The 25,139-nt window shown below is 70.3% G+C and carries 23 protein-coding genes, 1 tRNA gene and 2 pseudogenes; 17 read left to right on the top strand and 9 right to left on the bottom strand.

Translation table 11 applies throughout. The annotated features are described in order from the left end of the window. Positions 1 to 22: 22 nt before the first annotated feature. Positions 23 to 1,126, top strand: a complete 1,104-nt coding sequence (locus tag CS0771_RS15860) for a hypothetical protein (protein ID WP_212841704.1) — start codon at positions 23 to 25, stop codon at positions 1,124 to 1,126. Between the two features lie 206 nt (positions 1,127 to 1,332). Here CS0771_RS15860 and CS0771_RS15855 read toward each other — a convergent pair whose 3' ends face one another. Further along, the gene (locus tag CS0771_RS15855) at positions 1,333 to 2,382 is read right to left on the bottom strand and encodes a branched-chain amino acid ABC transporter substrate-binding protein (RefSeq protein WP_212841703.1); all 1,050 of its coding nucleotides are present in this window, start codon (positions 2,380 to 2,382) and stop codon (positions 1,333 to 1,335) included. Positions 2,383 to 3,061: 679 nt separating this feature from the next. Between CS0771_RS15855 and CS0771_RS15850 the strand changes: the two genes are divergently transcribed. The 3 genes from CS0771_RS15850 to CS0771_RS38740 all read left to right on the top strand — a co-directional run bounded on the left by CS0771_RS15850 (position 3,062) and on the right by CS0771_RS38740 (position 4,335). Next, positions 3,062 to 3,244, top strand: coding sequence for an ATP-binding protein (locus CS0771_RS15850; protein ID WP_305834865.1), 183 nt, complete (start codon positions 3,062 to 3,064; stop codon positions 3,242 to 3,244). A 51-nt stretch (positions 3,245 to 3,295) separates the two neighbouring features. Next, on the top strand, positions 3,296 to 3,622 hold the full coding sequence (locus tag CS0771_RS15845) for a hypothetical protein (protein ID WP_212841702.1): 327 nt from the start codon (positions 3,296 to 3,298) through the stop codon (positions 3,620 to 3,622). Between the two features lie 275 nt (positions 3,623 to 3,897). Continuing rightward, positions 3,898 to 4,335 (top strand): alpha/beta hydrolase fold domain-containing protein, encoded by a 438-nt coding sequence (locus CS0771_RS38740; RefSeq protein WP_244870813.1) that lies wholly within the window; start codon positions 3,898 to 3,900, stop codon positions 4,333 to 4,335. Positions 4,336 to 4,559: 224 nt separating this feature from the next. Here the strand turns inward: CS0771_RS38740 and CS0771_RS15835 are convergent, their stop codons facing one another. The 3 genes from CS0771_RS15835 to CS0771_RS15825 form a co-directional block, all read right to left on the bottom strand. After that, on the bottom strand, positions 4,560 to 5,033 hold the full coding sequence (locus CS0771_RS15835; RefSeq protein WP_212841700.1) for a hypothetical protein: 474 nt from the start codon (positions 5,031 to 5,033) through the stop codon (positions 4,560 to 4,562). A 721-nt stretch (positions 5,034 to 5,754) separates the two neighbouring features. After that, the gene (locus CS0771_RS15830; protein WP_212841699.1) at positions 5,755 to 6,795 is read right to left on the bottom strand and encodes a serine protease; all 1,041 of its coding nucleotides are present in this window, start codon (positions 6,793 to 6,795) and stop codon (positions 5,755 to 5,757) included. Between the two features lie 947 nt (positions 6,796 to 7,742). Continuing rightward, positions 7,743 to 8,891, bottom strand: coding sequence for an acyl-CoA dehydrogenase family protein (locus tag CS0771_RS15825; protein ID WP_212841697.1), 1,149 nt, complete (start codon positions 8,889 to 8,891; stop codon positions 7,743 to 7,745). A 108-nt stretch (positions 8,892 to 8,999) separates the two neighbouring features. On the opposite strand from CS0771_RS15825, the gene CS0771_RS15820 reads away from it, so the two are divergent. From CS0771_RS15820 to CS0771_RS39655, 5 genes and pseudogenes are all read left to right on the top strand, one after another. Then, positions 9,000 to 9,695 (top strand): helix-turn-helix domain-containing protein, encoded by a 696-nt coding sequence (locus CS0771_RS15820; protein ID WP_212841695.1) that lies wholly within the window; start codon positions 9,000 to 9,002, stop codon positions 9,693 to 9,695. Between the two features lie 204 nt (positions 9,696 to 9,899). Beyond that, positions 9,900 to 11,339, top strand: coding sequence for a ricin-type beta-trefoil lectin domain protein (locus CS0771_RS38735; protein WP_244870812.1), 1,440 nt, complete (start codon positions 9,900 to 9,902; stop codon positions 11,337 to 11,339). A gap of 222 nt (positions 11,340 to 11,561) precedes the next feature. After that, positions 11,562 to 11,811 (top strand): annotated as a pseudogene (locus CS0771_RS39665) (helix-turn-helix domain-containing protein); the annotation flags it as partial. A 319-nt stretch (positions 11,812 to 12,130) separates the two neighbouring features. Further along, positions 12,131 to 12,349, top strand: a pseudogene (locus tag CS0771_RS39660) (recombinase family protein); the annotation flags it as partial. Positions 12,350 to 12,403: 54 nt separating this feature from the next. Continuing rightward, a complete protein-coding gene (locus CS0771_RS39655) occupies positions 12,404 to 12,889 on the top strand; it encodes a zinc ribbon domain-containing protein (RefSeq protein ID WP_371821585.1) in 486 nt (161 codons plus the stop codon). On the opposite strand, the gene CS0771_RS15800 is transcribed toward CS0771_RS39655, so the two are convergent. Continuing rightward, positions 12,845 to 12,928, bottom strand: a tRNA-Leu gene (locus CS0771_RS15800). The genes CS0771_RS39655 and CS0771_RS15800 overlap by 45 nt on opposite strands. A gap of 135 nt (positions 12,929 to 13,063) precedes the next feature. Here CS0771_RS15800 and CS0771_RS15795 point away from each other — a divergent pair. Beyond that, positions 13,064 to 13,630 (top strand): AAA family ATPase, encoded by a 567-nt coding sequence (locus CS0771_RS15795; RefSeq protein ID WP_212841694.1) that lies wholly within the window; start codon positions 13,064 to 13,066, stop codon positions 13,628 to 13,630. 143 nt (positions 13,631 to 13,773) lie between these two features. On the opposite strand, the gene CS0771_RS15790 is transcribed toward CS0771_RS15795, so the two are convergent. Both CS0771_RS15790 and CS0771_RS15785 read right to left on the bottom strand, forming a co-directional pair. Then, the gene (locus CS0771_RS15790; protein WP_212841692.1) at positions 13,774 to 16,740 is read right to left on the bottom strand and encodes a glycoside hydrolase family 2 TIM barrel-domain containing protein; all 2,967 of its coding nucleotides are present in this window, start codon (positions 16,738 to 16,740) and stop codon (positions 13,774 to 13,776) included. Positions 16,741 to 16,830: 90 nt separating this feature from the next. Beyond that, a complete protein-coding gene (locus CS0771_RS15785; RefSeq protein WP_212841691.1) occupies positions 16,831 to 17,790 on the bottom strand; it encodes a hypothetical protein in 960 nt (319 codons plus the stop codon). A gap of 209 nt (positions 17,791 to 17,999) precedes the next feature. On the opposite strand from CS0771_RS15785, the gene CS0771_RS15780 reads away from it, so the two are divergent. The 3 genes from CS0771_RS15780 (at position 18,000) to CS0771_RS15770 (ending at position 19,960) form a co-directional block, all read left to right on the top strand. Next, positions 18,000 to 18,743: a MerR family transcriptional regulator gene (locus tag CS0771_RS15780; protein WP_212841690.1), complete on the top strand. Its 744-nt coding sequence runs from the start codon at positions 18,000 to 18,002 to the stop codon at positions 18,741 to 18,743. Positions 18,744 to 18,852: 109 nt separating this feature from the next. Beyond that, positions 18,853 to 19,332, top strand: a complete 480-nt coding sequence (locus CS0771_RS15775; protein ID WP_212841688.1) for a VOC family protein — start codon at positions 18,853 to 18,855, stop codon at positions 19,330 to 19,332. Between the two features lie 85 nt (positions 19,333 to 19,417). Beyond that, positions 19,418 to 19,960, top strand: a complete 543-nt coding sequence (locus CS0771_RS15770; RefSeq protein WP_212841687.1) for a GNAT family N-acetyltransferase — start codon at positions 19,418 to 19,420, stop codon at positions 19,958 to 19,960. A 71-nt stretch (positions 19,961 to 20,031) separates the two neighbouring features. On the opposite strand, the gene CS0771_RS15765 is transcribed toward CS0771_RS15770, so the two are convergent. Both CS0771_RS15765 and CS0771_RS15760 read right to left on the bottom strand, forming a co-directional pair. Next, on the bottom strand, positions 20,032 to 20,478 hold the full coding sequence (locus CS0771_RS15765) for a hypothetical protein (protein WP_212841686.1): 447 nt from the start codon (positions 20,476 to 20,478) through the stop codon (positions 20,032 to 20,034). Continuing rightward, positions 20,475 to 21,068 (bottom strand): DUF1772 domain-containing protein, encoded by a 594-nt coding sequence (locus CS0771_RS15760; RefSeq protein ID WP_212841685.1) that lies wholly within the window; start codon positions 21,066 to 21,068, stop codon positions 20,475 to 20,477. The genes CS0771_RS15765 and CS0771_RS15760 overlap by 4 nt, the downstream gene beginning before the upstream one ends. A gap of 300 nt (positions 21,069 to 21,368) precedes the next feature. Here CS0771_RS15760 and CS0771_RS15755 point away from each other — a divergent pair, with 300 nt between their 5' ends. From CS0771_RS15755 to CS0771_RS15740, 4 genes are all read left to right on the top strand, one after another. Beyond that, positions 21,369 to 22,520 carry a sensor histidine kinase gene (locus tag CS0771_RS15755; RefSeq protein ID WP_212841680.1) on the top strand — a complete coding sequence of 384 codons (1,152 nt, stop codon included), beginning with the start codon at positions 21,369 to 21,371 and terminating at the stop codon, positions 22,518 to 22,520. Beyond that, the gene (locus tag CS0771_RS15750; protein WP_212841679.1) at positions 22,517 to 23,197 is read left to right on the top strand and encodes a response regulator transcription factor; all 681 of its coding nucleotides are present in this window, start codon (positions 22,517 to 22,519) and stop codon (positions 23,195 to 23,197) included. The genes CS0771_RS15755 and CS0771_RS15750 overlap by 4 nt, the downstream gene beginning before the upstream one ends. Positions 23,198 to 23,397: 200 nt before the next feature. Further along, complete coding sequence (locus CS0771_RS15745) at positions 23,398 to 24,093, top strand: hypothetical protein (RefSeq protein ID WP_212841678.1); 696 nt, start codon at positions 23,398 to 23,400, stop codon at positions 24,091 to 24,093. A 268-nt stretch (positions 24,094 to 24,361) separates the two neighbouring features. Next, positions 24,362 to 25,090: a hypothetical protein gene (locus tag CS0771_RS15740; RefSeq protein WP_212841676.1), complete on the top strand. Its 729-nt coding sequence runs from the start codon at positions 24,362 to 24,364 to the stop codon at positions 25,088 to 25,090. Positions 25,091 to 25,139: the final 49 nt, after the last annotated feature.

Genomic DNA, 25,139 nt, shown 5'->3' with positions numbered 1-25,139 from the left:
GCCATCACGATACGGAGGAACAATGAACACTCGAACGTCGGCGCTCGGCCGGCTCGCCGTCGGACTCGCCACCGCGGTGTGCGCGATCGGGTTCGCGGGTCCGGCCAATGCCGCGCCAGCCGCGGTCCACATCGGCCAGAAGATGGTGCCCCCACAGACCACGGCCGACGCGGAACCCGTCACCTACGGCGTGGCCCGGGTCTTCTTCCGCAGCCCCACCGGCCGGCTGATGGAACGCTGGCTGGACAGCGGCGGCTGGCACACCGCCGACCACGGCGGCGCAGACATCATCGGCGAACCGACCGCGGTGGTGACCCCGACCGGGCTGCGGGTCTACTCCCGGTACGAGAACGGCCAGATGCGGGAGGACACGCTGGGCGCCAGCGGAAGCTGGAGCGTCGGCACGCCGATTCCCGGCCTGGTGTTCGCCAGCGACTTCGCCGCGATCCACTACGGCACGACGCGGGTGTTCGGCCGCACTTCCGCCGGGGCGCTGATAGAGGCCTGGATCGGCTCGGACAACGCCTGGCACCACGCCGGCCACGGCGGCGCGGCCATCATCGGCAACCCGTCGGCGGTGGTCGACGGCTGGGGCAAACTGCGGGTGTACAGCCGGTACACGAACAATCTGCTCCGCGAGGACGTGCTGCCGAGCACTGCGGGGCCGTGGAGCATCGGCTCGCCGGCCGGCGCATACTTCACCAGCGACGTGACCGCGATCGCGGCGCTCGGCGCGCTCCGGGTGTTCGGCCGCAGCACCACCGGCACGCTCAAGGAGCTGTGGCTGAGCAATGTGGCCGGCCCCTGGTCCGCAGCCGACCACGCCGGCGGCTCGATGATCGGCAAACCGGCCGCGGTGCTCGCGTCGGGCACGCTGCGGGTGTACTCCCGGTTCCCCGGCAACGCCCTCCGCGAGGACAGCCTGGCCTGCTCGGCCTGTGCCTGGGCGACAGGCAACCCGTACGGCGCGGTGTTCACCGGCGACCCGGCCGCCATCGTCTCGGTCGGCGCGCTGCGGGTGTACGGCCGCGGTACCACGGGCACGCTGTGGGAGCTGTGGCTGAGCGGCAACGGCACCGGGCCGGCCTGGAACGCCAGCGACCACGGCATCCCCATGGCCGCCTAGGCAGAGTCTGGGCCGGCGGGCCACCCCCGCCGGCCCAGCCGTGACCGCACTCCACCTGTTCCTTGCCGATGGGATCGAAGCGGTCTTTGACACGCTCAGACAAGCGAGCCCAGGACTCGGCCTGCCCAGGACCGCCAACTCGTGACGCGACCCGACCCGACCCGCCGCGTCGCCGCTGGTCAATGCCGCATCGGCATATCGAGCCCCTACAAGTCCGACAGGACGAACGCTCCGTGTTGGGCCCGCAGCAGCAGGAAGGTCGGGTTCACCTGCGTACCGTCCCGTTGGAACTCGGACGGTCCGGACAGGAGCTGGATGTCGCCCGGCTTGGTGTCGGCGATCGCCTTCCGGACGGCATCCCGGTCCAGGGTGCCGGCGCGGCCGATCGCGTTGATCGCGAGCCGGGCGGCGTCGTACGCCTGCATGGTGAACGGTCCGGGTTCTCTGCCGTAGGCGGCGCGATACTTCGCGGCCCACGCCGCCGCCTGCGGCATGAACTGGGCCACGGGCAGCGAAAGACCGTAGAGCCCCTCCGCCTCGGCGGGGGTGATCTGGCTGAGCAGGGCCGGGTCCGTTCCCGCGTCAGCGAGCAGGATCGTGCCGGTGTAGTGAGCGGCGCGCAGGTCCCGGATCAACTTGGCGGCCTCGGCGTAGTAGCCGGTGTAGAAGACCATGTCCGCCCGCTGCTGGAGCACGGTCGCGACGACCCTGGGATAGCTCGTCGCGCCCTGGCTGACCCGCTGTCGCCCGGTGGGCGTCGCCCCGTTGTCGATCTCCTTGACGAACGTGGTCGTCTCCGCCGCCAGGGTGTCGGAGAAGCTCGTGCCGTCATCCACGACGGCCACCCGCCGTACGCCGAGCTTGCCCATCACCTCGACGCTCCGTTTCGCCTCGAGCCTGGTGGTTCCGGCGAGCAGGAAGACGCTGTCGTACCCCGGAGCGAGCAGATCCGTGGAGTTGGCGGCCGGGATGATCATCGGTATCTCCGCCGCCCGGAAGATCTTGAGACTCGGTACGGCCGCCACGCTGCATCCACCGCCCACCGAGACCACGATGTCCTTGCTGACCAGCTCGTTGGCGCTGGCCACCGCCGCACCCGGGTCGCAGGCGTCATCGCCGAAGACGATCTCCACCCGGCGTCCCAGCACTCCGCCCGCCTCGTTGGCCTCCTTGACCGCCATGTTGTACGCGTCGGCCATCGGCCGCCCGGTCGGGGCGAAGTATCCGCTCAGCGGGAGTAGGGCACCGAGCCGCACGGGTGGCACTTCGTCCTGTTTGTCGGATTTTGTGCAGCCCGCGAGGGCGCCCGTCGTCACGGCAAGCACGGCACCCGCGGCCAACAGCCGCCGACCCGCGCGACCGAACACCCCCGGAATTTTCATGTAAGCAATTATTATGATTGGTCCCCAAATCAGCCACCTTTCGAGCCTCGGTTGTGCTGGGAACGCTCCCACATGCGATCCCGCCATGCACCTCGCAACGTCGGGCACCATCAGGTCGAAGGCCCCACCTCCTCCCACCTGGCCCACTCCGCCGGATGCAGGACACGACCTAACCGGCTGTCCCCCCGCTAGCGCGTTCGGGACTCTCGGTGAGATTGCGGACGCATGCCTTAAGGCTGTCAAGCAGTACACGTTGCTGTGCGACCGCCAGGTCGGCGCACATCTTCTTCTCGATATCGCGTACCGCCGCGCTGGCCACGTGGGGGTACGCGCGGCCGGCCTCGGTCAGCCCGGTGGGCAGCTCGCGGCCACGGGTGCGGTTTCGGAGCAGGTGATCCCCGCCTGCGGCCGGTACAGTTCCACAGCCCGTACGAGGCCGCCGCCTGGACGATCATCGGACAGCGCACACGGATGACCCAGGCGGCCCGCATCCGAGACCGGATGGCCGCACAACTCGGCGACAACGTCGACTACGGCGCGAATCGGCAGGCGAATGGCTCTGACTAACCGCTACGCGATCGCCTTCAACGAAGCGTTCTCCGGCTGGACCAAGACGTTCACCGACCCGCGCCTCTGCGCCGCGATCGTCGACCGCCTCACCTTCGGCGGCGACATCATCCAGACCGGCACCGCCTCCTACCGCCTCGTCCGCACCCGAAGCCAGATGACCGCCTGAACCCACGACACCAGCAGTGCGAAGTCAAAGCCACGGACTATGTTGACCGGCGTGAACCCTACTCCTGCCCCCAGCGCAGACAACCCGTTCCGGAACTGGATCGACGAACAAGCCCCCAACGCCGCGGCGGCCTGCGCTCTCTACGACGCCACGCTTCTCGCGATCAAAGCGATTCCAGACGGCACCGACCCGATCAGCGCAGCCGAGCCCGTCCTGCGCGCGTTCATCAACGGGCTCGACGACCTCGACGGCGAAGAGTTCCTCATGGACACCATCCGACGCGAAGAAGCAGGCGATGTGTTCGCCGACCTCGCCCAACAAGCCGGAATCCCATCGGATATCTCCGACAAATGGTTCGATGAATGGCGAAACTTCTAACCCGAACACCGACGAAAGAACCTGATCACCACGAAAATGTCACCGAGACCCGATCAGTGAGGCCCCCAGCACCGTCCAACGACAAGCGTCGACGCGACCAGAATCCGAACCGGCCACGCTTGGGCGCACCTTCCGTGATCGGTGGGGCCGACTATGACCGCCGACCTGGGGCCAGCGACACCTGCCCTGACCAACCGCTTCCGCTCACGACAGCGCCGGACCTTCGAGTACATCACCCAAGACCGGCCCGACGCGGACGATGGGAACTGGCCCGCTTGATCATCAAGTACGCCGACTCCGCCGTCGCTGCAAGCAGAAATTCGCCTCGGGGCATCCCGAGTGAGGTGGGCTGGCAACTCGCTGCCCGACGAACGCTAACGACTCGAACAGCTCATCGCCGGGCAGCCCTGACCGCCAAGCAGAATGGCGACGTTCCCCTCGCCGGGCAGGTGCTGTTCTGCCCGGTCACGGACGCGAGCTTCGACACCGGTTCGTACCAGCAGTTCGCCGAGGGCTACTTCCTGCGCCGCGACGCCATGCAGTGGTTCTGGGACCAGTTCACGCCAGTCGAGCCAGCGCGCTGGCCCACGCCACGATCTGTCAGCGCGCCGGCATCCGCCCTGGCTGCCCTCGACCAGGTCACGGCCGTGCGTGGCGAGCTCGACCCGCGGGTGCTGCGGCCGCTGGCCGACCTGCTCGAACCCGGCCTGTAGGTCCGGCTGGCCCCATTGGCGTGGTCGCCGGGACTCGCATCGGGCGGGTGATGCCGCACGAGCGACGTCGGGGGGCCGTCGCTCGTGCGGCCACTCCCTCGGCCGTGGGGGGTCAGGCCGAGGGTGCCGCGGCCGGCGGAGGGAAGAAGCCGGCCGGGAAAATCGCCTGCGAGACGCGAAGGCCTGTCACCGCCGATCCCGTGGGCGATATCAGTGATACGCCGTCACTTGTGCGACGGGGTGGCGGCCGGACCGCCGCCAGGGTGGTCGGTCGGTTTCGCCGAGGGCACGCCGCGACTGGGCAGCGTGCTGGGCTTGCTGCCCGGCGTGGCGGGCTTGCCGGTCGGCTTGGCGGTGGGCAGCACGGTCATGCAGAAATCAGCGACCTTGTCCTGACCCCCCGCCGCGGTGATGAGCGCCTGGAACGCCGGGCTCTGCAGGGCCTTGCCTCGCTCGCCATCGGGCTTGGCGTCATACGCCTTGCACAGGCCTTCGAGGTTCGGCGAGGGCGAGCCCTTGGCGCCGGTGCTGTGGTCGGGCTTGGGGCTGTGGCTTGCCGATGGCTTGTCCGACGGGCTGCCGAGCGGGTTGGGCAGCACGCCGGTCGTGGCGGCCAGGGCGACGCCGCCGCCCACCGCGACGACCGCGACTGACGCGGCCTTCACCGTGAGCAGCTTCGCCAGGGCTGTACTGAGCATGGATCGTCTCCGGGGTCGATGAACAGAACCGGAATGGGCACGAACTCTGCCACCGGCGTCCCGCCGTCCGGCCTGGCAGGCGCGGTAGCGGCGGCAGGCGGTGCCTCGGCGCGACGGTCGGGACCGAGTCGCGTGCTCATCTGTCTTCCAAGACCGTCACGGCCACCGAAAATGTCACTCTCATGCGATCGGCACCGGCCCGGGAGGCGGAGTCTCCCCCACTTATCAACCGATATTCCACTTGGTCACTCTTCGGGGCATTGATCAGTGGCATGGGTTCGGGATGACGTCCCGGCGCGCGTTGGCCGCCTGGATCGACCCGCTGCCAGGTCCCGCCGAACATGAGGACGACAGATGACCTTGTAATCCTGTCAGTGACGTGGCGGATCAGGTCATGACAAGCGGGTGCCCGCTACGGTGCGCACGTTCGAGCCTGGGGCGGGACACAACCCGAAACTGCCCCCTACGGAACGCCTGGCCATCGCGGCTGACCTGCCGCTGATCAGCCGGGCAGGTTGCATCACTGTCCACGCCGCCATTACGCGTGGGGGTTGACGTGTCCGAATTCCGTTGATCTAGCGCATCGATGACAAGGCATAAAACGTTGCTCTGCAGCAGGTCCCGCAGGAAAACGTTGTGAGCCCCTCAGTCATCGTTGAGGATCGGTGGAGCGTGAAACGCCCCGCCGGCCGAGGGCCGACGGGGCGAGAGGTGTGACGCGCTAGCAGTTCGGTGCCGAGGTCCCCACCGCGCAGACGACGCTCACGCCCGACGACGCCGACCCGGAGACCGCCGAGGTGTAGACCGTCTGGGTCTGCGTGTTGAACTTCGGGCCGAACATGTAGGTCAGCCCGGAGTAGCCGTACGAGTTCACGGAGGTGAGCAGCGTGCCTGAGGTGTATACGGCCGGGTCGGTGGTGCCGTAGATCCACGGGCCACCGGAGGAGCCGCCGTTCATGTTGCAGGCGACGCCCCAGGTCGGGGAACCGTACGGGTCGTCGATCGTCGGGCCGGAGCAGTAGATGAGGTCTTTGCCCTTGTACTTGCCCTCGGCGGGGTAGCCGAACGCCCACTTCGTGACGTTGTGGGCCACGGACGAGGTGTTGAGGCCGTAGCCGCCGGTGGCGGCGTCGAGTTCGGCGGTGCCGGCGCCGGCGATCCGGAGCCCGACGCGCGCGAAGGCGTAGTCGACCCGCACGGTCGCGTCGGTCCCGAAGCCCTCCGGGACGAAGTCATCGTGGGCGCTGAGCAGGTTCGCCCGCCAGCAGCCGTTGACCCGCGCGGTGCAGTCGTAGTTGGGCTCGGCGTCGAAGTTGGGCATGTAGAGGAAGTTGTAGGACCAGCCGTCGTTGCCGTCGAAGACGCAGTGCCCGGCCGTCAGGACGACCGAGTAGCCGTTGCTGGTCGAGGCGTCGTTGACGACGCTGCCGGAGCAGATCCAGTCGGAGCCGCCGGAGGAGAACAGGATGCGGCCCGAACGCTGCTGGATCGCGCCGCCGTTGGGCCACGAAGCGCCGGTGACCGCTCCACCGCCGCCGGGCTTGGCATACGGGACCATCTTGCCCGAGCCGGTGCGGACGTAGTCGCGGACCTTCGCATTGGCGATCCGCTGCGGGGTCCAGTAAGCCAGGACGCGGGCGTCCTCGGCACGGGTTGCGGCGGCGCCGCGGTCGGTGCTGACGGCGTTGGCGGAGCTTGCCACACCCGGTAGGACGACGGACAGGGTGAGCACGCTGAGAAGGATGAGGGCTCGAGAACGCATGCGATCTTCTCCGACTTCGCAGGTTCGGGGTGGGGTGCCGCCATACAAGCGCATCGAAAACCGCGAAACAACGGGCAAGGCGGGGGCGTCAGCCAGACGATGTTCATCTATGTCGTCCCGGTGGAAGCGGTGTCCCCCGGTCGCGACAGAAGCGCTCCGGTGTGGACGTCAGCAATTATTGACTGAATCGCGTGCCGTGACGCTGATCCAGCAGTAGGCCCCGACACGCCCCGCAGGGTCCTGCACCACGTCCTACGGTCGGACTCGGATCGGCGGCGGCGCTGCTGGATGCCGAGAGGCCGGGCGCATGGCTCCGTCCATAACACACCGTTCGTGGAAGAAGGCACGTTCGTCATCGGCGCCTTGGTCGTCTCGTACGACGACGGCGAGACAGGGAGGTCCGGCAGCGGAGGTTAGTGCTCACCGGAGACTCGACGCCCATGTCGGGCCGTCAGGCCACTTCGGGCACGTCACCGGCCTCTGGATGACGCCGGCGGTCGCCGACCGTAGGCGAAGGCGCCCGGCACGAGCCCGCCCAGCAGGGCGGTGCCGTACAGATCCGCGGCGATGCTCAGAGCCGCGCAAAACAAACGGCACGCTAACATCGATCTTGGCGGGCACCGTTGGGATGCAGTTGGTGTCCGAGGGGCTACATGCACCCTAAGTACATGATCAGGATGGCCGGTGAGCTGCTGCTTGCGTGATCACCAGGCCGGGCGGCGACCAACAGGGTCATGCCGCCGCCCGGCCGACCTCGCGGCAAAGGGGCACCTCAGGCGGCCTGGCCAGCTTGACACGATCCTCGGCCGGCCGCGGCGACCGCAACCATATGTTGCGGCATGGACCAGTCCTTCGACAGCTTGGCGGAATCGCCGAGCCGGTCGCGACGTGGATGGCCGAGAATCGCGGGTCGGACATGCTGCCCAGGCTTGGAGGGGCTGCTGTCGTCAGGCGAGCAGGCCCTTGCTGCCAAGCGCGTGCCGGCCGGTCTCGACCAGGACGTCCTCGGCAGTCAGCGGATGGAACTTCGCCGCGCGGATGTCGCGGTAGCACCGTTCGATCACCGAGCCCTTGAAGAAGGCGGACCCGCCGACGACGTCCATGGCGAGATCGCAGACCGCGACGCCCGCCTCGGCGACCTCGTTCTTCGCCGACATCACCGCGAGATAGACCTCGGGGGACGGGCGGGGATCGTCGCCGACCGCGGCCAGGGCACCGTCGAGCGCCCACGAGGCGACCCGCAGCTTGTGCCGCATCAGACCGAGCTGGCGCTGCACGAGCACGTTCTCCGCCTTCGGCGCGGCGCCGGCGATCGCGGCCCGGTACGCCGCCTCGGCCACCCCGAGGTAGACGCCCGAGATGATCGGGAACGCGATCTGCGAGATCACCTGCAGGGGAGGATCGACCACGCCGTACGGGCGATTGGCGAGCACCCGCTCATCCGGGACGAACACGTCCGTGAGCAGGATGTCGTTGCTGGCGGTGCCGCGCATGCCGAGCGTGTCCCAGTTGTCTGCGACGGTGACGCCCGGTGACGCCAGCGGGATCGCGACGTTCAGCACTCGCCGGCCCCGCTCCGGGTCGTCGCAGGTGAACATGGTTGCCATCACCGTGCCATGGTTCGACTGGCTGGCGAAGCGCTTGTGTCCGGTGACCCGGTAGCCCCCGTCAACCCTGACCGCCTCGCCGCGCGGGTGGGTGTAGTCGCCGCCGCCGGTCGAGACGAGCAGGATGCCCTCCTCCGCCACCCGGCGCAGGGTGGCCTCGGCGCCGGGCAGATTGCGGCGATATCGCCACGCGGTGAACGCGACGACGTGCTGGTGCATCGAGCTGGCCAGCGCCGCCGAACCGCAGTGCTGGGCGAGCTCGCGCTGCAGGGCGGTGAGCTCGGCGATGGTGGCGCCGTCGCCGCCGAGCTCCACGGGCACACCCGCCTTGAGCAGGCCGGCGGAGCGGAGCACGTCATACGCCTCGGTCACGAAGCTGCCCTCGGCGTCGTGCCGGGCGGCGTGTTCGGCGAGTGTGGCGCCGACGGCCGCGGCCCGCTCGGTGAGATCGGTGGTCTGCTGAGCGCTGGGCTCGGTCGTTGTCGTCATGCACTCAGCGTCGGGGGCGGCGTAGGCCCGCCACTAGTCCACAATCGCGACCTGGCTGGTACAGATTCAGGACTACAAGCCGCGTCGAGGCGCTGCGACGATATGTCCATGCCTGACTACGGTGACTACTGCCCGGTCCAGCTAGCCGCCGAGGTGGTCGCGGACCGCTGGACACCCCTGATCCTCCGGGAGATGGTGCTCGGCAACACCCGGTTCAACGACATCGCGCGGGCGATGCCCGGCATCTCCCGCTCGCTGCTCGTCCAGCGACTGCGCCACCTTGAGAAGCACGGAGTCGTCGAGACCTGGCCCGCGCCGACCGGGCGTGGCAGCGAGTACCGCCTCACCGCGGCTGGCAAGGACCTGGAACGGGTCATCGACGCGATGGCGCGGTGGGCGATCGAATGGCTCTTCGAGGAGATCCGCCCGCACGATGTGCCGCCGACCACGCTCATGTGGTGGATGCACCGCCGGGTCAGGCCGGAGGCGCTGCCGACGGCTCGTACGGTGCTGGAATTCCGGCACACCGCGCCGACACCGCAGACGATCTGGCTGGTGCTCGACCGGGGCGAGGTGTCGGTCTGCCACCAGCATCCGGGCTTCGACAGCGATGCCATCGTCACCTCGACCACCGCAGACCTCGCCGACGTGTTCCAGGGCTACCGCACCTGGGCCGAGGCCACCGCCGACGGCCGGATCGACGTCGCCGGGCCGCCCAGGATCACCTCGGCCATCCCGCGATGGTTCGCGTGGAGCCCCTGGACCGACGTCACCCGCGAACGAGCCCAGCGCCCCACCAGCTGAGGTGAACGAACCGTCGTCACCGCGGACCGGAGAGGCGGCGCGCCAGCTCGCTGCGGAGGTAACGCAGGCACCCCACTGGGCCAGCACCGGCCGGCAAACCCGCTCCCATTGCGGCAGCGGATCGAAGTCGGACGTTCTTTGGCATGGCAGGTTATTGACAACAAGGTTTCCAGTCACTCACGATGTGAGAGCGCTCTCACATCCGTGGAGGGACTCGAACAGGCACTTTCGCCGATCGCACCACCTCCGCCCCTGCTCGAGAAGGGCACATACGCTGTGGAGATTCAACAAGAACGCGCACCCCGCATGCCCCGTGGCCGCGCCCTGAACCGAGCGCTGTCACGCGGCCGGCGCCTCCTGATCCTCCTCACCGCCGCCGTCACTGCACTCGTCGGCAGCGTGGTCGTCCCGCAGCAGCCCGCACACGCCGCGTGGAACCTCGTGTGGGCCGACGAGTTCAACGGATCCGGCGCGCCCAGCAGCGCCAACTGGAACTACAACGTCGGCAACGGCCTCAACCCCGGCCTCAATACTTTCGACGGCTGGGGCAACGGCGAGTGGGAGTGGTACCGCCCCGAGAACTGCACGCAGTCCGGCGGCAACCTCGTGATGCGCGCCAACTGGCTCACGACACCCATCACGGTCAACGGCCGCAACTTCTACCAGACGTCGTGCCGCATGACGACGGACACGAAGAGGTCCTTCCAATACGGCCGTATCGAGGCGCGCATGGCGCTCCCGACCGCCACCGGCTCGTGGCCGGCTTTCTGGATGCTCGGTGACTCGTGTGACGAGACATCCACGAGCGCCTACAACCCGGCGCAGACCTACTACGACCGCCTGCCCACCAACTGGGCCAGTTGCGGCGAGGTCGACATCATGGAACACGCGAACGCGAACGCGACCGTGACGAACAACATCTTCTGGGATGTGCGGACCGGCGTGTTCCCGTGGACAGCGGGTCAGAACGCCAACTACGTCGCGAACCCCGCCGTCAACAACGCTGCGGCCTTCCACGTCTATGCGATCGAATGGACGCCTGCGCAGATCCGCTGGTACATCGACGGTACGCAGACGCACGTGATCGACACGACACCGGCGACCTTGGAGGAGTTCCGCAAGCCGTTCCACCTCATCTTCAACCTGGCGCTGGGCGGCACGTACCCCGGACAGAACCCCGTGCAGAGCCAGTTCCCGCTCACCGCATTGATCGACTACGTGCGCTACTACCAGGACGGCGGGGGCACGGGCGGACCCGCGACGCAGATCAACGGGCCGGGCGGCAAGTGCGTGGACGTGGCCGGAAACGATACGGGCGGCAATGGCGCGGCCGTGCAGCTGTGGACGTGCCAGGGGTCTGCTGTTTCGCAGGACCAGCAGTGGAGCCGGGACGGCCAGACCCTGCGGACGCTGGGCCGGTGCCTCGATGTCAACGGCGCGGGCACGGCCAACGGCACGAAGGTGCAGCTCTGGGACTGCAACGGCAGCGGCGCACAGAACTGGGTCCAGGAAGGTAACCGGTTGCGCAACCCGAACTCCAACAAGTGCCTGGACTCCCCGGGAGGCTCGACAGCGGACGGCGCGCGACTGCAGATCTGGGATTGCAACGGATCGGCCGCGCAGTACTTCGTGAAGGCCGCGTGACGGCCGGCCCAGGGGCACGCTGACGGTCAGGGCGCGGGAGCGGACAGGCTCCCGCGTCCTTTCCACGTTCAGGCATACGACCCGCGCCGGGGTTTGTCCGGCGCGGGTCGTGGAACGGTGGCCGGGCGGACCCGCCCGTGGCACCATCGGCCCGCGACCAGCGGACCCGACGAGACGCGACGGCTGCGCGACCTCGCACTGCTGCGCCGCGTGCGCGACCGCATGGACCGCGAGTACGCGCAGCCGCTGGACGCCGAGGCCCTCGCGCGGCGTGCGCATGTCCGCGGGTCACCTGAGCCGGCAGATCCGCCTCGCGTACGGGGAGTCGCCGTACGCGTACCTCATGACGCGCCGGATCGAGCGCGCCACGGCGTTGTTGCGCGGCACGGACCTGTCCGTGACCGACATCTGCTCCGCTCTAGAGTGCTCCTCGCTGGGCACCTTCAGCACGCGGTTCACGGAGTTCGCGGGCGCCGTGGCCGGCCTGCTCGCCTACCGTGACGAGCTGCACGCGCGACGGGAGCAGAGGGCCGCCGAAGCAGCACAGAAGCTGGTCGCAGACATGGCCGCGCATGCGCCGGTCAGCCGCACGCATAGGTGGAGGACGAGTTAGGCGCCCGCATCGGCGTACGACTGCGAACGTGGGCCGACGGCCCCATTGACGACCGGGCGTCCTCACCCTCGGCCGTCGATGTCGATCCGCACGTGCGCGGCCGGTTCGGCGGTGCGGTCGCGAGCCTCGACCGGCTCCGCCGCAGTGACGATCACGTGAGCAATCCGCATCGCATCGGCAGGGCTGGGTTTTCTCGACGGTACAGTCGATCCTGACCAATCCGCGTTACACCGGCCGGCAGGTGCCGAACCGCCAGCAGACCGAGGTCGGCCCGCTCGACCGGGCCGATGACGTGCTCGGGCGGGCGGAGACGCGCCGGTGGAACACGTTGCATGAGTGGGTGGTCTCCGCACCCGTGGCACACCCGGCTTTGGTCAGCGACGCCGACTTCGTCGCGGTGCAGGCGGTGTACACCACACCCGAGCCGGTCGACGGGCAGATCCGCGAACACATGCTCGCGGGGCTGATGTTCTGCAAGGTATGCCAGCGGCGGATGGTCTCGCACTGGGTGCATGACCGCGAGTCCTACCGGTGCATGCACGGCCGCACCAGCGCGCACATCCGGCGCAAGGACCGCCAGCGCACGGTGTACGCCCGCCAGGACGAGGACTTCCTGTTCCTCGCCACACACCTTCCGCAGCTGCGGGGACTGTACGACGGACATCTAGCAGACCCCACGACGGCCCGACAGGTCCTGGACGCCTTCCACGGCGAACGCGAGCTGGCAGTCAGGTGCGACAACTACACCTGGCGCGTGGAGATCGACGACGACCTGGCATTTGACGGCTTCCCGGTCCGCCTGCCCCGAAAGAAGACCGCGCGGCGACCTCGGACAGCAAGAACGCCGCCCGAACGATCGAGCGGCGCGAATGCGTTAGGTGTGCAACTACTGTGTCCGAGGGGGGACTTGAACCCCCACGCCCTATACGGGCACTAGCACCTCAAGCTAGCGCGTCTGCCATTCCGCCACCCGGACCGGTGGTGTCCGACCTCCGCCACACCCCCGAAGACACATCCTCGCTGGTGTCCGGCGTCAGCCGCACGAGCCACAACGATACACGGTCCCCCTTGATCACGCACATCGGGTTACCGGTGTCGGTAGTCTCCGAGCGTGAAGGCAGCAGTATGGGTGGTCGCCGGCCCTCCCGGCGCCGGCAAGTCGACCGTGAGCAGGCTCCTCCTCCAGGCTCTGAACCCGGTCCCGGCCCTGCTCGACAAGGACGTCCTCTACGGCGGCTTCGTCGCCGCCACCCTCGCCGCCGCGGACCGCCCCCACGGTGAGCGCGAAGGCCCCTGGTACGACGAGCACATCAAGATCCACGAGTATGGCGGCATGACCGCGGCGGCCCGCCAGATCCGCTCATTCGGGTGCCCCGTCCTCCTGGACGCCCCCTTCACCGGCCAGATCCACGACCAGGCTCGCTGGGCAGCCTGGGTCGACGAGCTCGGCGGCAACCCGGTTCACCTGGTCTGGGTACGCACCGACCCGCAGACCTTGCGCACCCGCCTGACCGCCCGTGCCCTCCCCCGCGACGGCCAGAAGCTGGCGAACTTCGACGCCTTCACCGAGTCGATCCGCGCCGGTGTAGAACCCCCTGTCCCGCACCTCACCGTCGACAACCGCACCGGCGCGACCTCCCTGGAACTCCAGGTCAAGCTCCTCCTCCCCCGCCGCTGACACCACGACCCCAGCCCCAGCCCGCACCTCGCCTAATCGATCTTGCGCGAACTGTTGCCCATTCGCCCGCCTTGGGCGTGTCGTACCCACAGTTCACGCAAGATCGGCGATGGGCAGCAGGCCCGCCGGCCGCCGCGAGCTGGTCAGTGCAGTGGGGTGAACCGGAGGGAGAAGGTGTGGTCGCCAGCGTGGAGTTCGTGTTGAGGCAGGACCCCAGGGCCGCAGGAGTTGCTGCCGATGCCGTGCTGGGCGAGGTCGATGTTCAGCCAGATGCGCTCGCCCGGGACCAGGTCGGTCTGGTGGCGGGCAGCGTCGAGCTGCTCTGACGTCCAGTGGCGTGCCGTGAGCTGGAACACCGGGTCGCCCTCGATGCGCAGCCCGCGCCCGGATGCGTCGGTCAACTCGGCCCAGCGCACGTCGAGGCGCGACCCGTTTTCCTGCGGGACCACGTACGGCGTCTGCATGGCGTCGACCGTGCTGCGGTGGCGCCCGATTCGGGCGGCGAGCCGCGTATCCGCATATGCTTCACCGGGCCCCCGCCCGAACCACTCGACCCGGTCGTACCCGCCGGGCAGGGCCAGTCGCAGCCCGAGCCGGGGCAGCGGCACGTTCCACACCCCGTCGGCGCTGACCGCGAGGTCCAGCCGCAGCACCCCGCCGGCCTCACTCCACCGGTACTTGACGTGCAGCCCGAAGTCGACCGCGGCCGGCGCGACCCGCGTCCGCACCGTCAGCGCCCGCTCGTCCCACTCCACGGACACGGTGCGCTCGTGCACCCGGTGCAGCCCGGCCCACCGCCACTTCGCCGCGAGCGCGTGCGCGTCGTTGTCGGTCGGCGCCCGCCACACGTCCACCCGCGGCGCGACCAGCTCGATCCCCGCGAACTCGACCAGCCTCCCCCGCTCGTCGAACCGCGCCTGCCGGGCCGCCGCCCAGCCCTCTGCCGTTGCCTCACCCGGCTCTGTCGTGTCGGCCGGCACACCTTCGGGCTCGCCGTGCCCTGCGGCCGGCGCATCTACCGTGCCGCCCGCGTCAACCGGCTGTCCCGCCGCCGAAGCTGAGCCGCCGCCAGGCAAGCACGCGGGCCACTGCCCCCAGGCGACCTCATGACCTGCAGGAGCCCAGGCACTGTCGGCAGCCAGCACGGCTCGCACCGTCCACCACGCCTCACCGGGCAGGACCGGCAGGTCCAGCGCGGGCAGCGCGACGGTTTCGCTCTTGCCGGCCGCGAGCACCGGGCACGGCAGCTCGCCACCTGCCTGCTCCACGCCCTCGACTTCATACGCCCACCGCAGCACCAGCCCGCTCAGCTCGGCGAAGTCGTACCGGTTCTGGACGGTGAAGGCGCCCGACCCGGCATCACGAAGACGGATGGGCTCGATGACCTTCTTGTATTCGAGCAGTCCAGGTGAAGGAGTACGGTCCGGGAACACGAGCCCGTCGCAGATGAAGTTGCCGTCGTGCAGTTCCTCCCCGAAGTCCCCGCCGTATGCGTAGAACTCGCGCCCGTCGGCGGTCCGGCTGCGGATGCCGTGGTCGATCCACTCCCAGATGAACCCGCCCTGCAGCCGCTCGTACCGCTCGAACAGCTCCTGGTACTCCGCCAGCCCGCCGGGCCCGTTGCCCATGGCGTGCCCGTACTCGCACTGGATGAACGGCATCGCCCGCCGCCGCGCGTCGAGCTCCGGATCGTCGAGCGCCTCCTCCTCGCCCCGCCCGATGGCCTCGACCTCGGCGTGGGAGGCGTACATGCGGCTGTACACGTCGGTGTACCGGCAGCTGCGGTCCCCTTCGTAGTGCAGTGGCCGGGAGGAGTCCAGGGCCCGGATCGCCGCCGCCATGTGCCCGAGGTTCTCCCCGACCCCCGCCTCGTTCCCCAGCGACCACATGATCACCGAAGGGTGGTTGCGGTCCCGCGCGACCATCCGCTCGGCCCGCCCCACCAGCGCCTCCCGCCACGCCGGCTCATCGGTCGGATTGCGCCGCCACCCGCTCTCCTGGAACCCGTGCGTCTCCAGGTCGCACTCGTCGATCACCCAGAACCCCAGCTCGTCACACAGCTCCAGGAACCGCGGATGCGGCGGGTAGTGGCTGGTCCGCACCGCGTTGATGTTGTGCTGCTTCATCAGCACCAGATCGGCCCTCATCAGCTCCTCCCCGACCACCCGCCCGTGATCGGGATCGAACTCGTGCCGGTTCACCCCCCGGAACAGCACCGCCCGCCCGTTGACCTTGATCAGCCCGTCCTCGACCGCCACACTCCGGAACCCGACGGCCACCACGGCCCGCTCCGCGCCCGTGGCCACCTCCACCCGGTAGAGCCGCGGCGTCTCCGCGGTCCACGGCTCCACCGCGACCTCATGAACCCCATCGGCGGGTACGCCCGAAAGCCCGAGCTCCGCGCACGTGAGCACCGCCCCGGCGGCCGTGTCCACGCGCAGCCTGCCCAGCCCGGTCCGGTGGTCGTACCCGGCCTCGACCCGCACGTCGCCCAGCCCGCCCACCGGCCGGGCGAGCAGCGTGACGTCCCGGAAGATCCCCGGCAGCCACCACATGTCCTGGTCCTCGACGTACGTCTGCGCCGACCACTGGTGCACCCGCACCGCGAGCACGTTCCCGCCCGCCCTCAGCAGCTCCCCGACCGCGTACTCGCTCGGCAGCCGGCTGCCGGCGGTGACGCCCAGCTCGACTCCGTTGAGCCAGATCCGCCCGCACGAGTCGACCCCGCCGAACCGCAGCACCGCGTCCCCGCCCGGCCAGTCCTCGGGCAGGTCGAACACGAGCCGGTGATCACCGGTGGGGTTCTCCGTCGGCACGTGCGGCGGGTCGACCGGGATCGGATACCGCACGTTGGTGTAGATCGGGTTGCCCCACGAGCCGTCCCGCCGGGCGAGCGGCCAGTGCGACGGCACGGCGATCTCGTCCCACCCGCTGTCGTCGTACCCGGCCTCGGCGAAGTCCTCGGGCAGGTCCGCGAGGGGCGACAACCGGAACCGCCAGGTGCCGTTGAGTGAGAGCCGGGCCGCGTCGCTTGCCAGGTGGGCGCGCGGGGCGAGGGTCCCGTGCCCGGTCGTGGAGATCAGGTATCGCACCTCGACAGATTCCAACATGACCAATCACATGTCAACGCGCCGTACCGGATCAGCGCAGCGCAGCGGGCGCCGACCACCCCCGTCGGCGCCCGCTGCCAGGGGTAAAGCTCAGTGGACCCGGTCCCCCAGTGCCCGCCGGACGGCCCGCGAATCCGCGTCGGCCGCGAGCAGCCGCATCGCCTCCGTCCCCGCGTAGACCTCGCTGCCCGCGTACGCCCGCTCCTCCAGCCCGAGCGCCGCCTCGGCCGCCGCCAGCCGGTCGTCGATCGACAGCCGCCGCCTGCCGGTCAGGAACAGCGTCTCCCCGTCGGTGTTGGCCTGCGCCGCCGCGATCATCCCGACTCCCGGCAGGTAGGAGTGCCGCACCGGCGGCGCCAGCAACGGGCTGAACTCCTCCACGACCAGCACCCCGTCGTAGCAGATCGACGGCGCACACACCTCACGCGCCGACCGGTCCACCACGAACCCGCAGCGCAGCAGCCCAACGCCGGGCGCTTCGGCCCGCAGGTACGGCGGCTCGTCCTCCTCCGGGTCACCCGGCACGACGACCCCGGCCCGCGCCCCGGCCACCCCCGCGATCCACGCCTCCGGCGCACCGGTCACCGCCCCGTCCGCGAGCAGCTCCGGATACGCCCCGACCTGCCACACGCCGCGGTCGTCGTCCTGGGCCTGGAACACCAGCGCCGACTCGGTCACCACGCCCTCGGTGAGCCTGCGCTGCCACAGCACCCGCGCCCACACCCCGTCGATCCGCTTGACCAGGTCGGTGGCGGTGAGCACGACGGTGCGCGGCAGCGCCTGCCCGCCGTCGTTCGCGTACACCTGCCAGGTCAGCTCGGTCCCGGCGGGCAGCGGCTGGTAGCGGCTGTCCAGGTCGGTCGAGTCCTCGAACCGGCCCGGCCGGAACCCGGCCGGCGGCGGACACGGCTCGTCACGCACCACGGTCGCGGCGGGCCCCTCGACGGGATCGGCCGATGCGGCCGCAGGCACGGCGAGCATCGCGGCCAGGACGGCGGTAGCCGTGACGAAGGAGACGGTGTGGCGTGACGTAAGCGCCGGTCCGGACATGATCCAGCCCTCCTGAACCGTGACACCCGTGGGGGCTTTCGGGGGTATATCGGCACATTAGGCTGGTCGACGACAGCCCGGCCAGCGGTCGTCACCCGCAGGACGCACCACCGTCAGCCGTTCGCGCGACCCCACTGCACGGTTGACGTTGACGCAGCGTCAACCCATACCGTGGCAGGCGCCGCACGAGGATCACGGGGAGGCCGGTCGTGGAGTGGTCGATCCAGGACGTCGCCCGGCTGGCCGGGACCACCAGCCGCACGCTGCGTCACTACGACGAGTTCGGCCTGCTGCGCCCGAGCCGCGTCGGCCGCAACGGGCACCGCTTCTACGACCAGGACTGCCTGGTCCGCCTGCAGCGGATCCTGCTGCTGCGCGAACTCGGCCTCGGCCTGCCCGCGATCTCCGCGGTCCTCGCCGGACAGCAGAGCACCACTGCCGCGCTGCGTACACACCTGCGGCTGCTGGAACACGAACGCGACCGCATCGACCGGCAGATCGGGTCGGTCAAGGCGACGATCCGCACGACAGAGGAGGGTGAACCGCTCATGCCCGAACAGATCTTCGACGGCTTCGACCACACCCGGCACGAAGCGGAGGTGACCCGCCGCTGGGGCCGCGACGCATACACGCGCGGCGACCGCTGGTGGCGCGAGCTGAGCACCGCCGAACGCACCGCGTTCCAGCAGCGCTTCACCGGCATCGCCCAGGACTTCGCCCACGCCCGCCGGTCCGGCGCCGCTCCCGGCGCAGACGAGGTCCAGCAGATCACCGGCCGCCTGGTCGGCTGGCTCACCGGCGACACCCCACCGTCCCGGGAGTACCTGCTCGGTCTCGGCGAGCTGTACGCCGCCGACGACCGCTACGGCGCGAACTACGACCGCCACGGCGCGGGCACCGCCCTGTTCGTCCGCGACGCCATGGCGGTGTACGCCGCACGCCTCGGCAGCTGACCGAGCACCCGCCTGGCCGCCTGACGCTCGCCGGAAGCGGCTTGACCCTCACCCGACGGAAGGCGACAACCTTGCCCGGGAACGAGACACCCGAGCAAGGAGGGCTCCCATGACCGAGTCGGCACCCCGCCCCGCCCCCGGCATCGACCGCGACATCTACCCGATGCCCGCGTTCGTGAAGTTCGAGGCGGCCGACCTGCAGGCCACCACCCGCTGGTACGAGGCGGCCGGGTTCGTCGTGCTGGCCGCGATGCCCGGCCCGGACGGCGCGACGATGCTCGTCCACCTGCGGCGCCAGCGATACCAGGACATCCTCGTGGTCCCCGCACGCGGGACGGCGACCGGCGGGCTGCGGGTGGTCATGGCCGCAGGCGGCGACGACCTGGCGCAGCGCGCCGCGGACCTGGCCGCGGCACAGGGCGGCACGGTCGAAGGCCCCGCGCCGACACCGTGGCGCAGCACCGACCTGACCCTGACCGACCCGGACGGCAACGTCGTCATCCTCACCGAGCCGCGCCTGGCCGAGATCGAGGCCGACACCGCCTGGTCGGACATGGTCCGCGGCAGCATCGGCCGGCCGGTCTCCTGACCGGCGCCCGCCGGGACCTCCTGGCCGACCGTTGAGGTGCCTAATCGGTTTGCCGCCGGCCGACCCGGTCGGATAGGAACCTTGCATGCTTAGGGGAAGCAAGGTCGGGCTCAGGGCCCGGCACGAGGACGACATCCCGATCCTGCAGACCGAGCTCTACGACGACGTGGCCAACACCGCGCGGTCCGACGGCCGGCCGTGGCGGCCGATCCCGCCCGGCTCGAAGGACTCACGGTTCGTCGTGACCGACACCGACGAGCGGCACGTGCCGTTCTCCGTGGTGGAACTGGAAGGCGGCACCCTGATCGGCATCGCGTCGATGTGGGGAATCGACACCCACCACAGGTTCGCGCACCTCGGGATGGGGCTGCGGCCGTCGGCGCGCGGCAAGGGCTACGGCACCGACATCGTCGCGGTGCTGTGCCACTACGGCTTCGTCGTACGCGGCCTGCACCGGCTGCAGATCGACACCCTGTCGGACAACACGGCGATGCTGCGCTCGGCCGAGCGCAACGGCTTCGTCCGCGAGGGCGTGCTGCGCTCCGCGGCGTGGGTGCTGGGCGAGTTCGTGGACGAGGTGCTGCTGGGGCTCCTCGCCGAGGAGTGGCGGCCGGGCTCGACGGCATGAGCTGCCGCCGCCGACGACGCCGGGCACTGCACGAGTCCTCGCCCTCCGGCGGATCCCGTCCCGTCCGGCCGTCAGCGGCGCTGCGGCACGACCCGGCACAGCAGCGCCGCGACCGCGCCGGTCACGACACCGACGACGACGCCGGTGACGAGGCTCGACAGCACGGCGGCCGTACGCAGCATCACCTCCTGCACGGCCGGATCGACCTCGGCGAGGTTGCCGCCGAGCCCTGGACCGGCGCCGTCGAACGAGGCCGACCACAGCAGCTGGTGCCCGGTGGCGAGGAACACGCCGTAGATCGCGCCGACGACCACCAGGGTCAGGAACGGACGCGGCGGGCGCCGCCACAGCACCGCCGCGATCCAGCACACCAGCGGCACGAACACCAGCAGCGCGTTCACGAACGTGCCCTCCTGCACGAGGTCCAGGTCGTGCAGGACGACCCTCGGCGCGGCGAGCACGGCCAGTCCCACGAGCACCGGCCGGCTGAACCCGAGCGCCCGCGGCCCGGCGGTCATCGGCCCGCCTCCGCCTGGACACCCGCCGAAGCCGCCGCCACTGGCGTCACGGCCGCAGCCGGAGCGCCGGCCGCCCCGGTCACCGCCGTCGACGAGGCAGCCGACGAACGCGCCCAGCGGATCAGCGCCGTGAACGCCAGGACCGCGGTGACAGCGCCGCCGGCGACCCGCACCCAGTGCCCGGCGACGAACTCGGCGGCGACCTGCCGCAGGTACTCGGCGCTGTGGGTGCCGACCGGGTCGACGAACATGATCTCGTTGCGGGGCCAGAAGAACACCGCCGAGAACACGAACTCGCACAGCAGGAACGTCACCGCCGCACCCGCCGTCCACCAGCGCAGCCGCTGGTTGCGCCAGGTCAGCAGGACCGTGACGGCACTGCTCACGACCACGCTCGCGCCCAGCGGCGGGAAGTAGTCGCTCGGCCCGCCCGCGATGATGAACTCGCGCGCCCGGACCAGCGACTCGGGCGGATCGACGAAGATGTTCGGGTAGAGCATCACCGTCTCGGCGGCGACACCGCCGAACGACAGCATCGACGTCCACACCAGGATGGTCAGCGCGATCCAGGTCAGCCTGTACTTGAGCATGCGGGTTCCTTCCGGGGTCCGCCGCGCCGTCCGGGCACGGCGGTCGAGGTCGCCGAGAACGCTAGGCCGCCCCACCTGCCCCGTCTGCCGCCTGCGAGCGCGACCTGAGGTCGCTTCCGGGCGTACCCGGCGACCTGCCGCCCTGCCCGCGGCCTGTGCCCCAGCCCAGGAGACACCCCTGCGGCACCCCGCGGCGATCAGCTCCCGCCGGACGGGGATCGCTTCCGGGCGTACCCCCACAGGCGAAGGTGTCGCTCTGTGGCGACAGCGCAGCAGCCCACGGCGCTCTACGCTCGAAACGTGCCAGGCCACCGACCCACCCGCATCGACACCCTGCTGGCCGCCGGCACCTTCCTCGCCGTGGCGGCCGCCGTCGCCACCCACGGCGGCACCCCCGCCCAGCTGATCACCGGCTACTGCTTCGCCGCCGCGTTCGGCGCGCTGCCCCTGCTGGCCCGCCGCCACCCGGTGCCCGCGCTGCTGGCCGCCGCAGTCGGCGTGATCGCCTACTACATGCTCGACCTCGCACCCGTCGGGCTGGCCGTGCACACCGCCGCCGTGCTCTACGTCGCCGCCGACCAGGGCCGGGCACGCGCCGCGAGCCTGGTCGCCGGAGCCCTGCTGGCCTCCTCGATCGCCGCGCGGCTGGCCGAGGGCGACGACCCCTCGATCGTGCTCGGGGTCGACCTCGGCTCGCAGGCGGCGCTGATGGTCGCCGTCATCGCCCTCGGCGACGCCGTACGCAGCAGGCGGGCGCTGCGGGCCGAACTCGCCCGGCAGGCCACGGCCGCCGCCGAGGAGCGCCGCGCCGAAGCGGCCCGGCAGGTCGAGGCAGAGCGGCTGCGCATCGCCCGCGAGGTGCACGACACCCTCGGCCACGCCGTCTCCGTGGTGACCCTGCAGTCGGCCGTGGCGCAGGAGGCCCTGGCCGAAGGCGCACCGGACGACGCGCGGGCGGCTCTGGCCGCCATCCACGCCGCCGGGAGCGGGGCCATGTCCGAGCTGCGCGCCACGCTGGGCACGCTGCGCCGCGACACCGGCCCCCGCCACCCCGACCCGGGCATCGGCGACCTGCCCGCCCTGGTCGACGGGGTACGCCGCAGCGGCCTGCCCGTGGACCTGCGCCTGGAAGGCGATCTGCAGGCGCTGCCCACGGTCGTCGGCACGACCGCGTACCGGGTCGTCCAGGAGGCGCTGACCAACGTCCTGCGCCACGCCCGAGCCAGCCGCGCTGAGGTGAACGTCGACGCCACCGGCGCCCGGCTGCACCTTGACGTCGTCGACGACGGCGACGGCCCCGACCCGCACGGCAGGCTCGACGAGCACGGCTACGGCCTGCGCGGCATGTCCGAACGGGTCACCCTGCTCGGCGGCAGCGTCGACGTCGGCCCGGCCGACACCGGCGGCTTCCGCGTGCACGCCGAGCTGCCCCTGCCGGCGGGCGCCCGATGAGCCCGCTGCGCGTGGTGCTCGTCGACGACCAGCACCTCATCCGCACCGGCCTGCGGGCCGTGTTCGACCGCGCGCCCGACATCGACATCGTCGGCGAGGTGGGCGACGGCGCCTCCGCCGTGGACGTGGTGCGCGCCGAGCAGCCTGACGTGGTGCTCATGGATGTGCGGATGCCCGGGGTCGACGGCATCGAGGCCACCCGCCGCATCCTGGCCGATCCGCGCCTGGCCAGGGTGCAGGTGGTCATGCTGACCACGTTCGACGACGACGAGTACCTGTTCGAGGCGATCCGCGCGGGCGCGGCCGGGTTCCTGCTCAAGGACACCACCCCGGAGGCCCTGCGCGAGGCCGTGCGCACCGTCGCGGGCGGTGACGCGCTGCTGTCCCCCGCCGTCACCCGCCGTGTCCTGGCCGCGGCCGCCCACGCCCCGGTCCGGGACACGGCCCGGCTGGCCGGGCTGACCGACCGGGAGCGCGACGTGCTGGCGCAGGTCGGCGGCGGGCTCACCAACGCCGAGATCGGCGCGGTGCTGCACCTGAGCCCCGACACGGCCCGCACCTACGTCAGCCGGCTGCTCACCAAGCTCGACGCCCGCGACCGTGCCCAGCTCGTCGTCATCGCGTACGAGACCGGCCTGGTCCGCCCAGGCGAGCGCCAGCATTCCAGCGGCACGTAGCTGAAGCGGTCTGACCTGCTCTGATGTTGAGTGCGCGGGGTGCGGACCATCAGAACGCGAGACGGCCGCCGCGAGGTCGTCGTCCGTTATAGACAGTGTGTGGAACGCCGGGTGGTGGCACTGCGAGCCGCTGGATCACCAGGCGAGGGGCGCGAGTTCCGGAGCCACCGCCGTGCCGGACCACGCCTGCACAATGGGGCGTGATCAGACTGCGGTTGTACAAGGCTCGTGAACGGCAGCGCGTCATCGATCCGGCCGATCTCGAGGCGACCTACTCGTGGGTCGATCCGGAGACCAAACCGGTCTTCGAGCACGACGGTGTGATGGTGTGGGTCAGCGATCCGGACCACTGCCGGGTCGAGCGGCGCATCCGCGGCCGGGATCTTCACCTGGTCGAGTCCGGCACGAACGTCCTGCCCCGTGCCCGTGGTCTGGAGATCCTGCGCGCGCCCGGCGCGGACTACCGCTGGGTGCACTCGCTGGATTGGCGCTGGGGCGCGGGCGAATACCTCGATCGCGACCGTGTCGAAGCGATCATCGACCGTGCCGTCGACCTGGAGCCGTGGGTGGCGGTGCCGGAGGGCCCGGTCGGGCTGGTGCACCTGTCCTACCTGATGTGGTTCCACAACGGCGCGATGGCCAACGGTGCCGCCTGGCCGCTGGACGGCTGGACCGGGCAGATCGCTGCGTTCGCCGCGGCCGCCACCTACTTCGAGCTCGACGAGATCGCCGGCCTGATCGGCCGCCTCGAACCCGATGATGACGCGCTCAGCCACGAGTACTGGGATCTCAGCAGCCCGTTCGGGGAGGACGCTTCGCTGATCCGCGACGCGCTCCGCTGCAAACTCGTCGAGGCACCGAGGGATTGGGCCAAGGGGGCTGCTGCACGCGTATAGGTGCTACCTGCCGCTGCCGCACCGGACCGCCTCGCAACGTCAAGATCGGAGACTTGGCGGTGGACGCCCTGATCTGCACACGCGGCACGGAAGCTGCACGCCGGTAGGGGTTATCCTGCGCGCAACGTCTCCCACCTCAGGAGAACCACCGATGCCCCGACAACGGTCCGGCTCGAAAGCGGCACGCCGCACAAGCACGACCTCCGGCGTCCCGGCGCCGGATCCGCCTGCCAAGCAGGATCCGCCCGCCGATGTCCCACGCCCGAGGGTGTCGGAAGCCACCTCCGGCAGAGCGTCGTCATCAGCCGGCCTCGGGCGCGCGTGGAGGTTTGATCAAGCCTTCCTCACCCTTACTGTCGCTCTGTTCGCGGTGGGGGCGTTCGGTCTGCTCATCGGTGACGGCAATACCGATTTCATGCGTGCCGGCCGGGTATGGCTGGATGGACGTTCGGCATCGGGTGAGCCGCTATGGGGCAGGACCGTCCTCTGGTGGGCTCGAGCTGGAAAGGTCCTGCAGTTCGCGGCCGGGCTTGTCGTGATCCTCGATCTCATCGGGCCGGAACGGCTGCGGCGCGCCGGGCAGCAGATGACCGCCCGGCTGAGAGTCGTCATCGCTCAGCTATCCGCATTCCGCGCCGAACCCGATCGGACGCACAACGGCGCTGTGTTGTCCGCCGCCGGGATCCTTCTATTCGGCATCAACCTTTTCCTGCTGATCCTGCTCTTCGCGGATTGGTCGAAGGTCACCTCGACGCCACTCTTCATCGGCCCGTTCGTCGTAGCACCGATCGCACTGTTGATCTTTCTTGCCCTGGGGCGGCCGGAGCAGACCGCTGGTGCCAGATTTCCTCTGATCGGCATCGGCTGGCTGCTAGCGCAACTCGTACTCGGCGTACCGGCGGCGCTGCTCGACAAAGCCAACCCGGGCCACCTCGTGCGTTGGCTGGGCCTGCTGCTCTTCGTCATCGGATTCGGTCTCGACCTACTGGGATCCTGAACGGCGCGACCTATGTCACCGCGTGCTCACCAAGGCGGACATCGTGACG

Source organism: Catellatospora sp. IY07-71, from assembly GCF_018326265.1.
Classification (GTDB): domain Bacteria; phylum Actinomycetota; class Actinomycetes; order Mycobacteriales; family Micromonosporaceae; genus Catellatospora.
This window is presented reverse-complemented; position numbering and strand designations above follow the sequence as displayed.

What these genes read in the sequence shown, in the direction of transcription:
- CS0771_RS15850 (WP_305834865.1), top strand. Translation starts at nt 3,062, where the DNA reads ATGGCTCTGACTAACCGCTACGCGATCGCCTTCAACGAAGCGTTCTCC.
- CS0771_RS15785 (WP_212841691.1), bottom strand. Translation starts at nt 17,790, where the DNA reads ATGTCCGGACCGGCGCTTACGTCACGCCACACCGTCTCCTTCGTCACG.
- CS0771_RS15770 (WP_212841687.1), top strand. Translation starts at nt 19,418, where the DNA reads ATGCTTAGGGGAAGCAAGGTCGGGCTCAGGGCCCGGCACGAGGACGAC.
- CS0771_RS15775 (WP_212841688.1), top strand. Translation starts at nt 18,853, where the DNA reads ATGACCGAGTCGGCACCCCGCCCCGCCCCCGGCATCGACCGCGACATC.
- CS0771_RS15825 (WP_212841697.1), bottom strand. Translation starts at nt 8,891, where the DNA reads ATGACGACAACGACCGAGCCCAGCGCTCAGCAGACCACCGATCTCACC.
- CS0771_RS15760 (WP_212841685.1), bottom strand. Translation starts at nt 21,068, where the DNA reads ATGCTCAAGTACAGGCTGACCTGGATCGCGCTGACCATCCTGGTGTGG.
- CS0771_RS15830 (WP_212841699.1), bottom strand. Translation starts at nt 6,795, where the DNA reads ATGCGTTCTCGAGCCCTCATCCTTCTCAGCGTGCTCACCCTGTCCGTC.
- CS0771_RS15820 (WP_212841695.1), top strand. Translation starts at nt 9,000, where the DNA reads ATGCCTGACTACGGTGACTACTGCCCGGTCCAGCTAGCCGCCGAGGTG.
- CS0771_RS15790 (WP_212841692.1), bottom strand. Translation starts at nt 16,740, where the DNA reads ATGTTGGAATCTGTCGAGGTGCGATACCTGATCTCCACGACCGGGCAC.
- CS0771_RS15860 (WP_212841704.1), top strand. Translation starts at nt 23, where the DNA reads ATGAACACTCGAACGTCGGCGCTCGGCCGGCTCGCCGTCGGACTCGCC.
- CS0771_RS39655 (WP_371821585.1), top strand. Translation starts at nt 12,404, where the DNA reads ATGCTCGCGGGGCTGATGTTCTGCAAGGTATGCCAGCGGCGGATGGTC.
- CS0771_RS15750 (WP_212841679.1), top strand. Translation starts at nt 22,517, where the DNA reads ATGAGCCCGCTGCGCGTGGTGCTCGTCGACGACCAGCACCTCATCCGC.
- CS0771_RS15765 (WP_212841686.1), bottom strand. Translation starts at nt 20,478, where the DNA reads ATGACCGCCGGGCCGCGGGCGCTCGGGTTCAGCCGGCCGGTGCTCGTG.
- CS0771_RS15835 (WP_212841700.1), bottom strand. Translation starts at nt 5,033, where the DNA reads ATGCTCAGTACAGCCCTGGCGAAGCTGCTCACGGTGAAGGCCGCGTCA.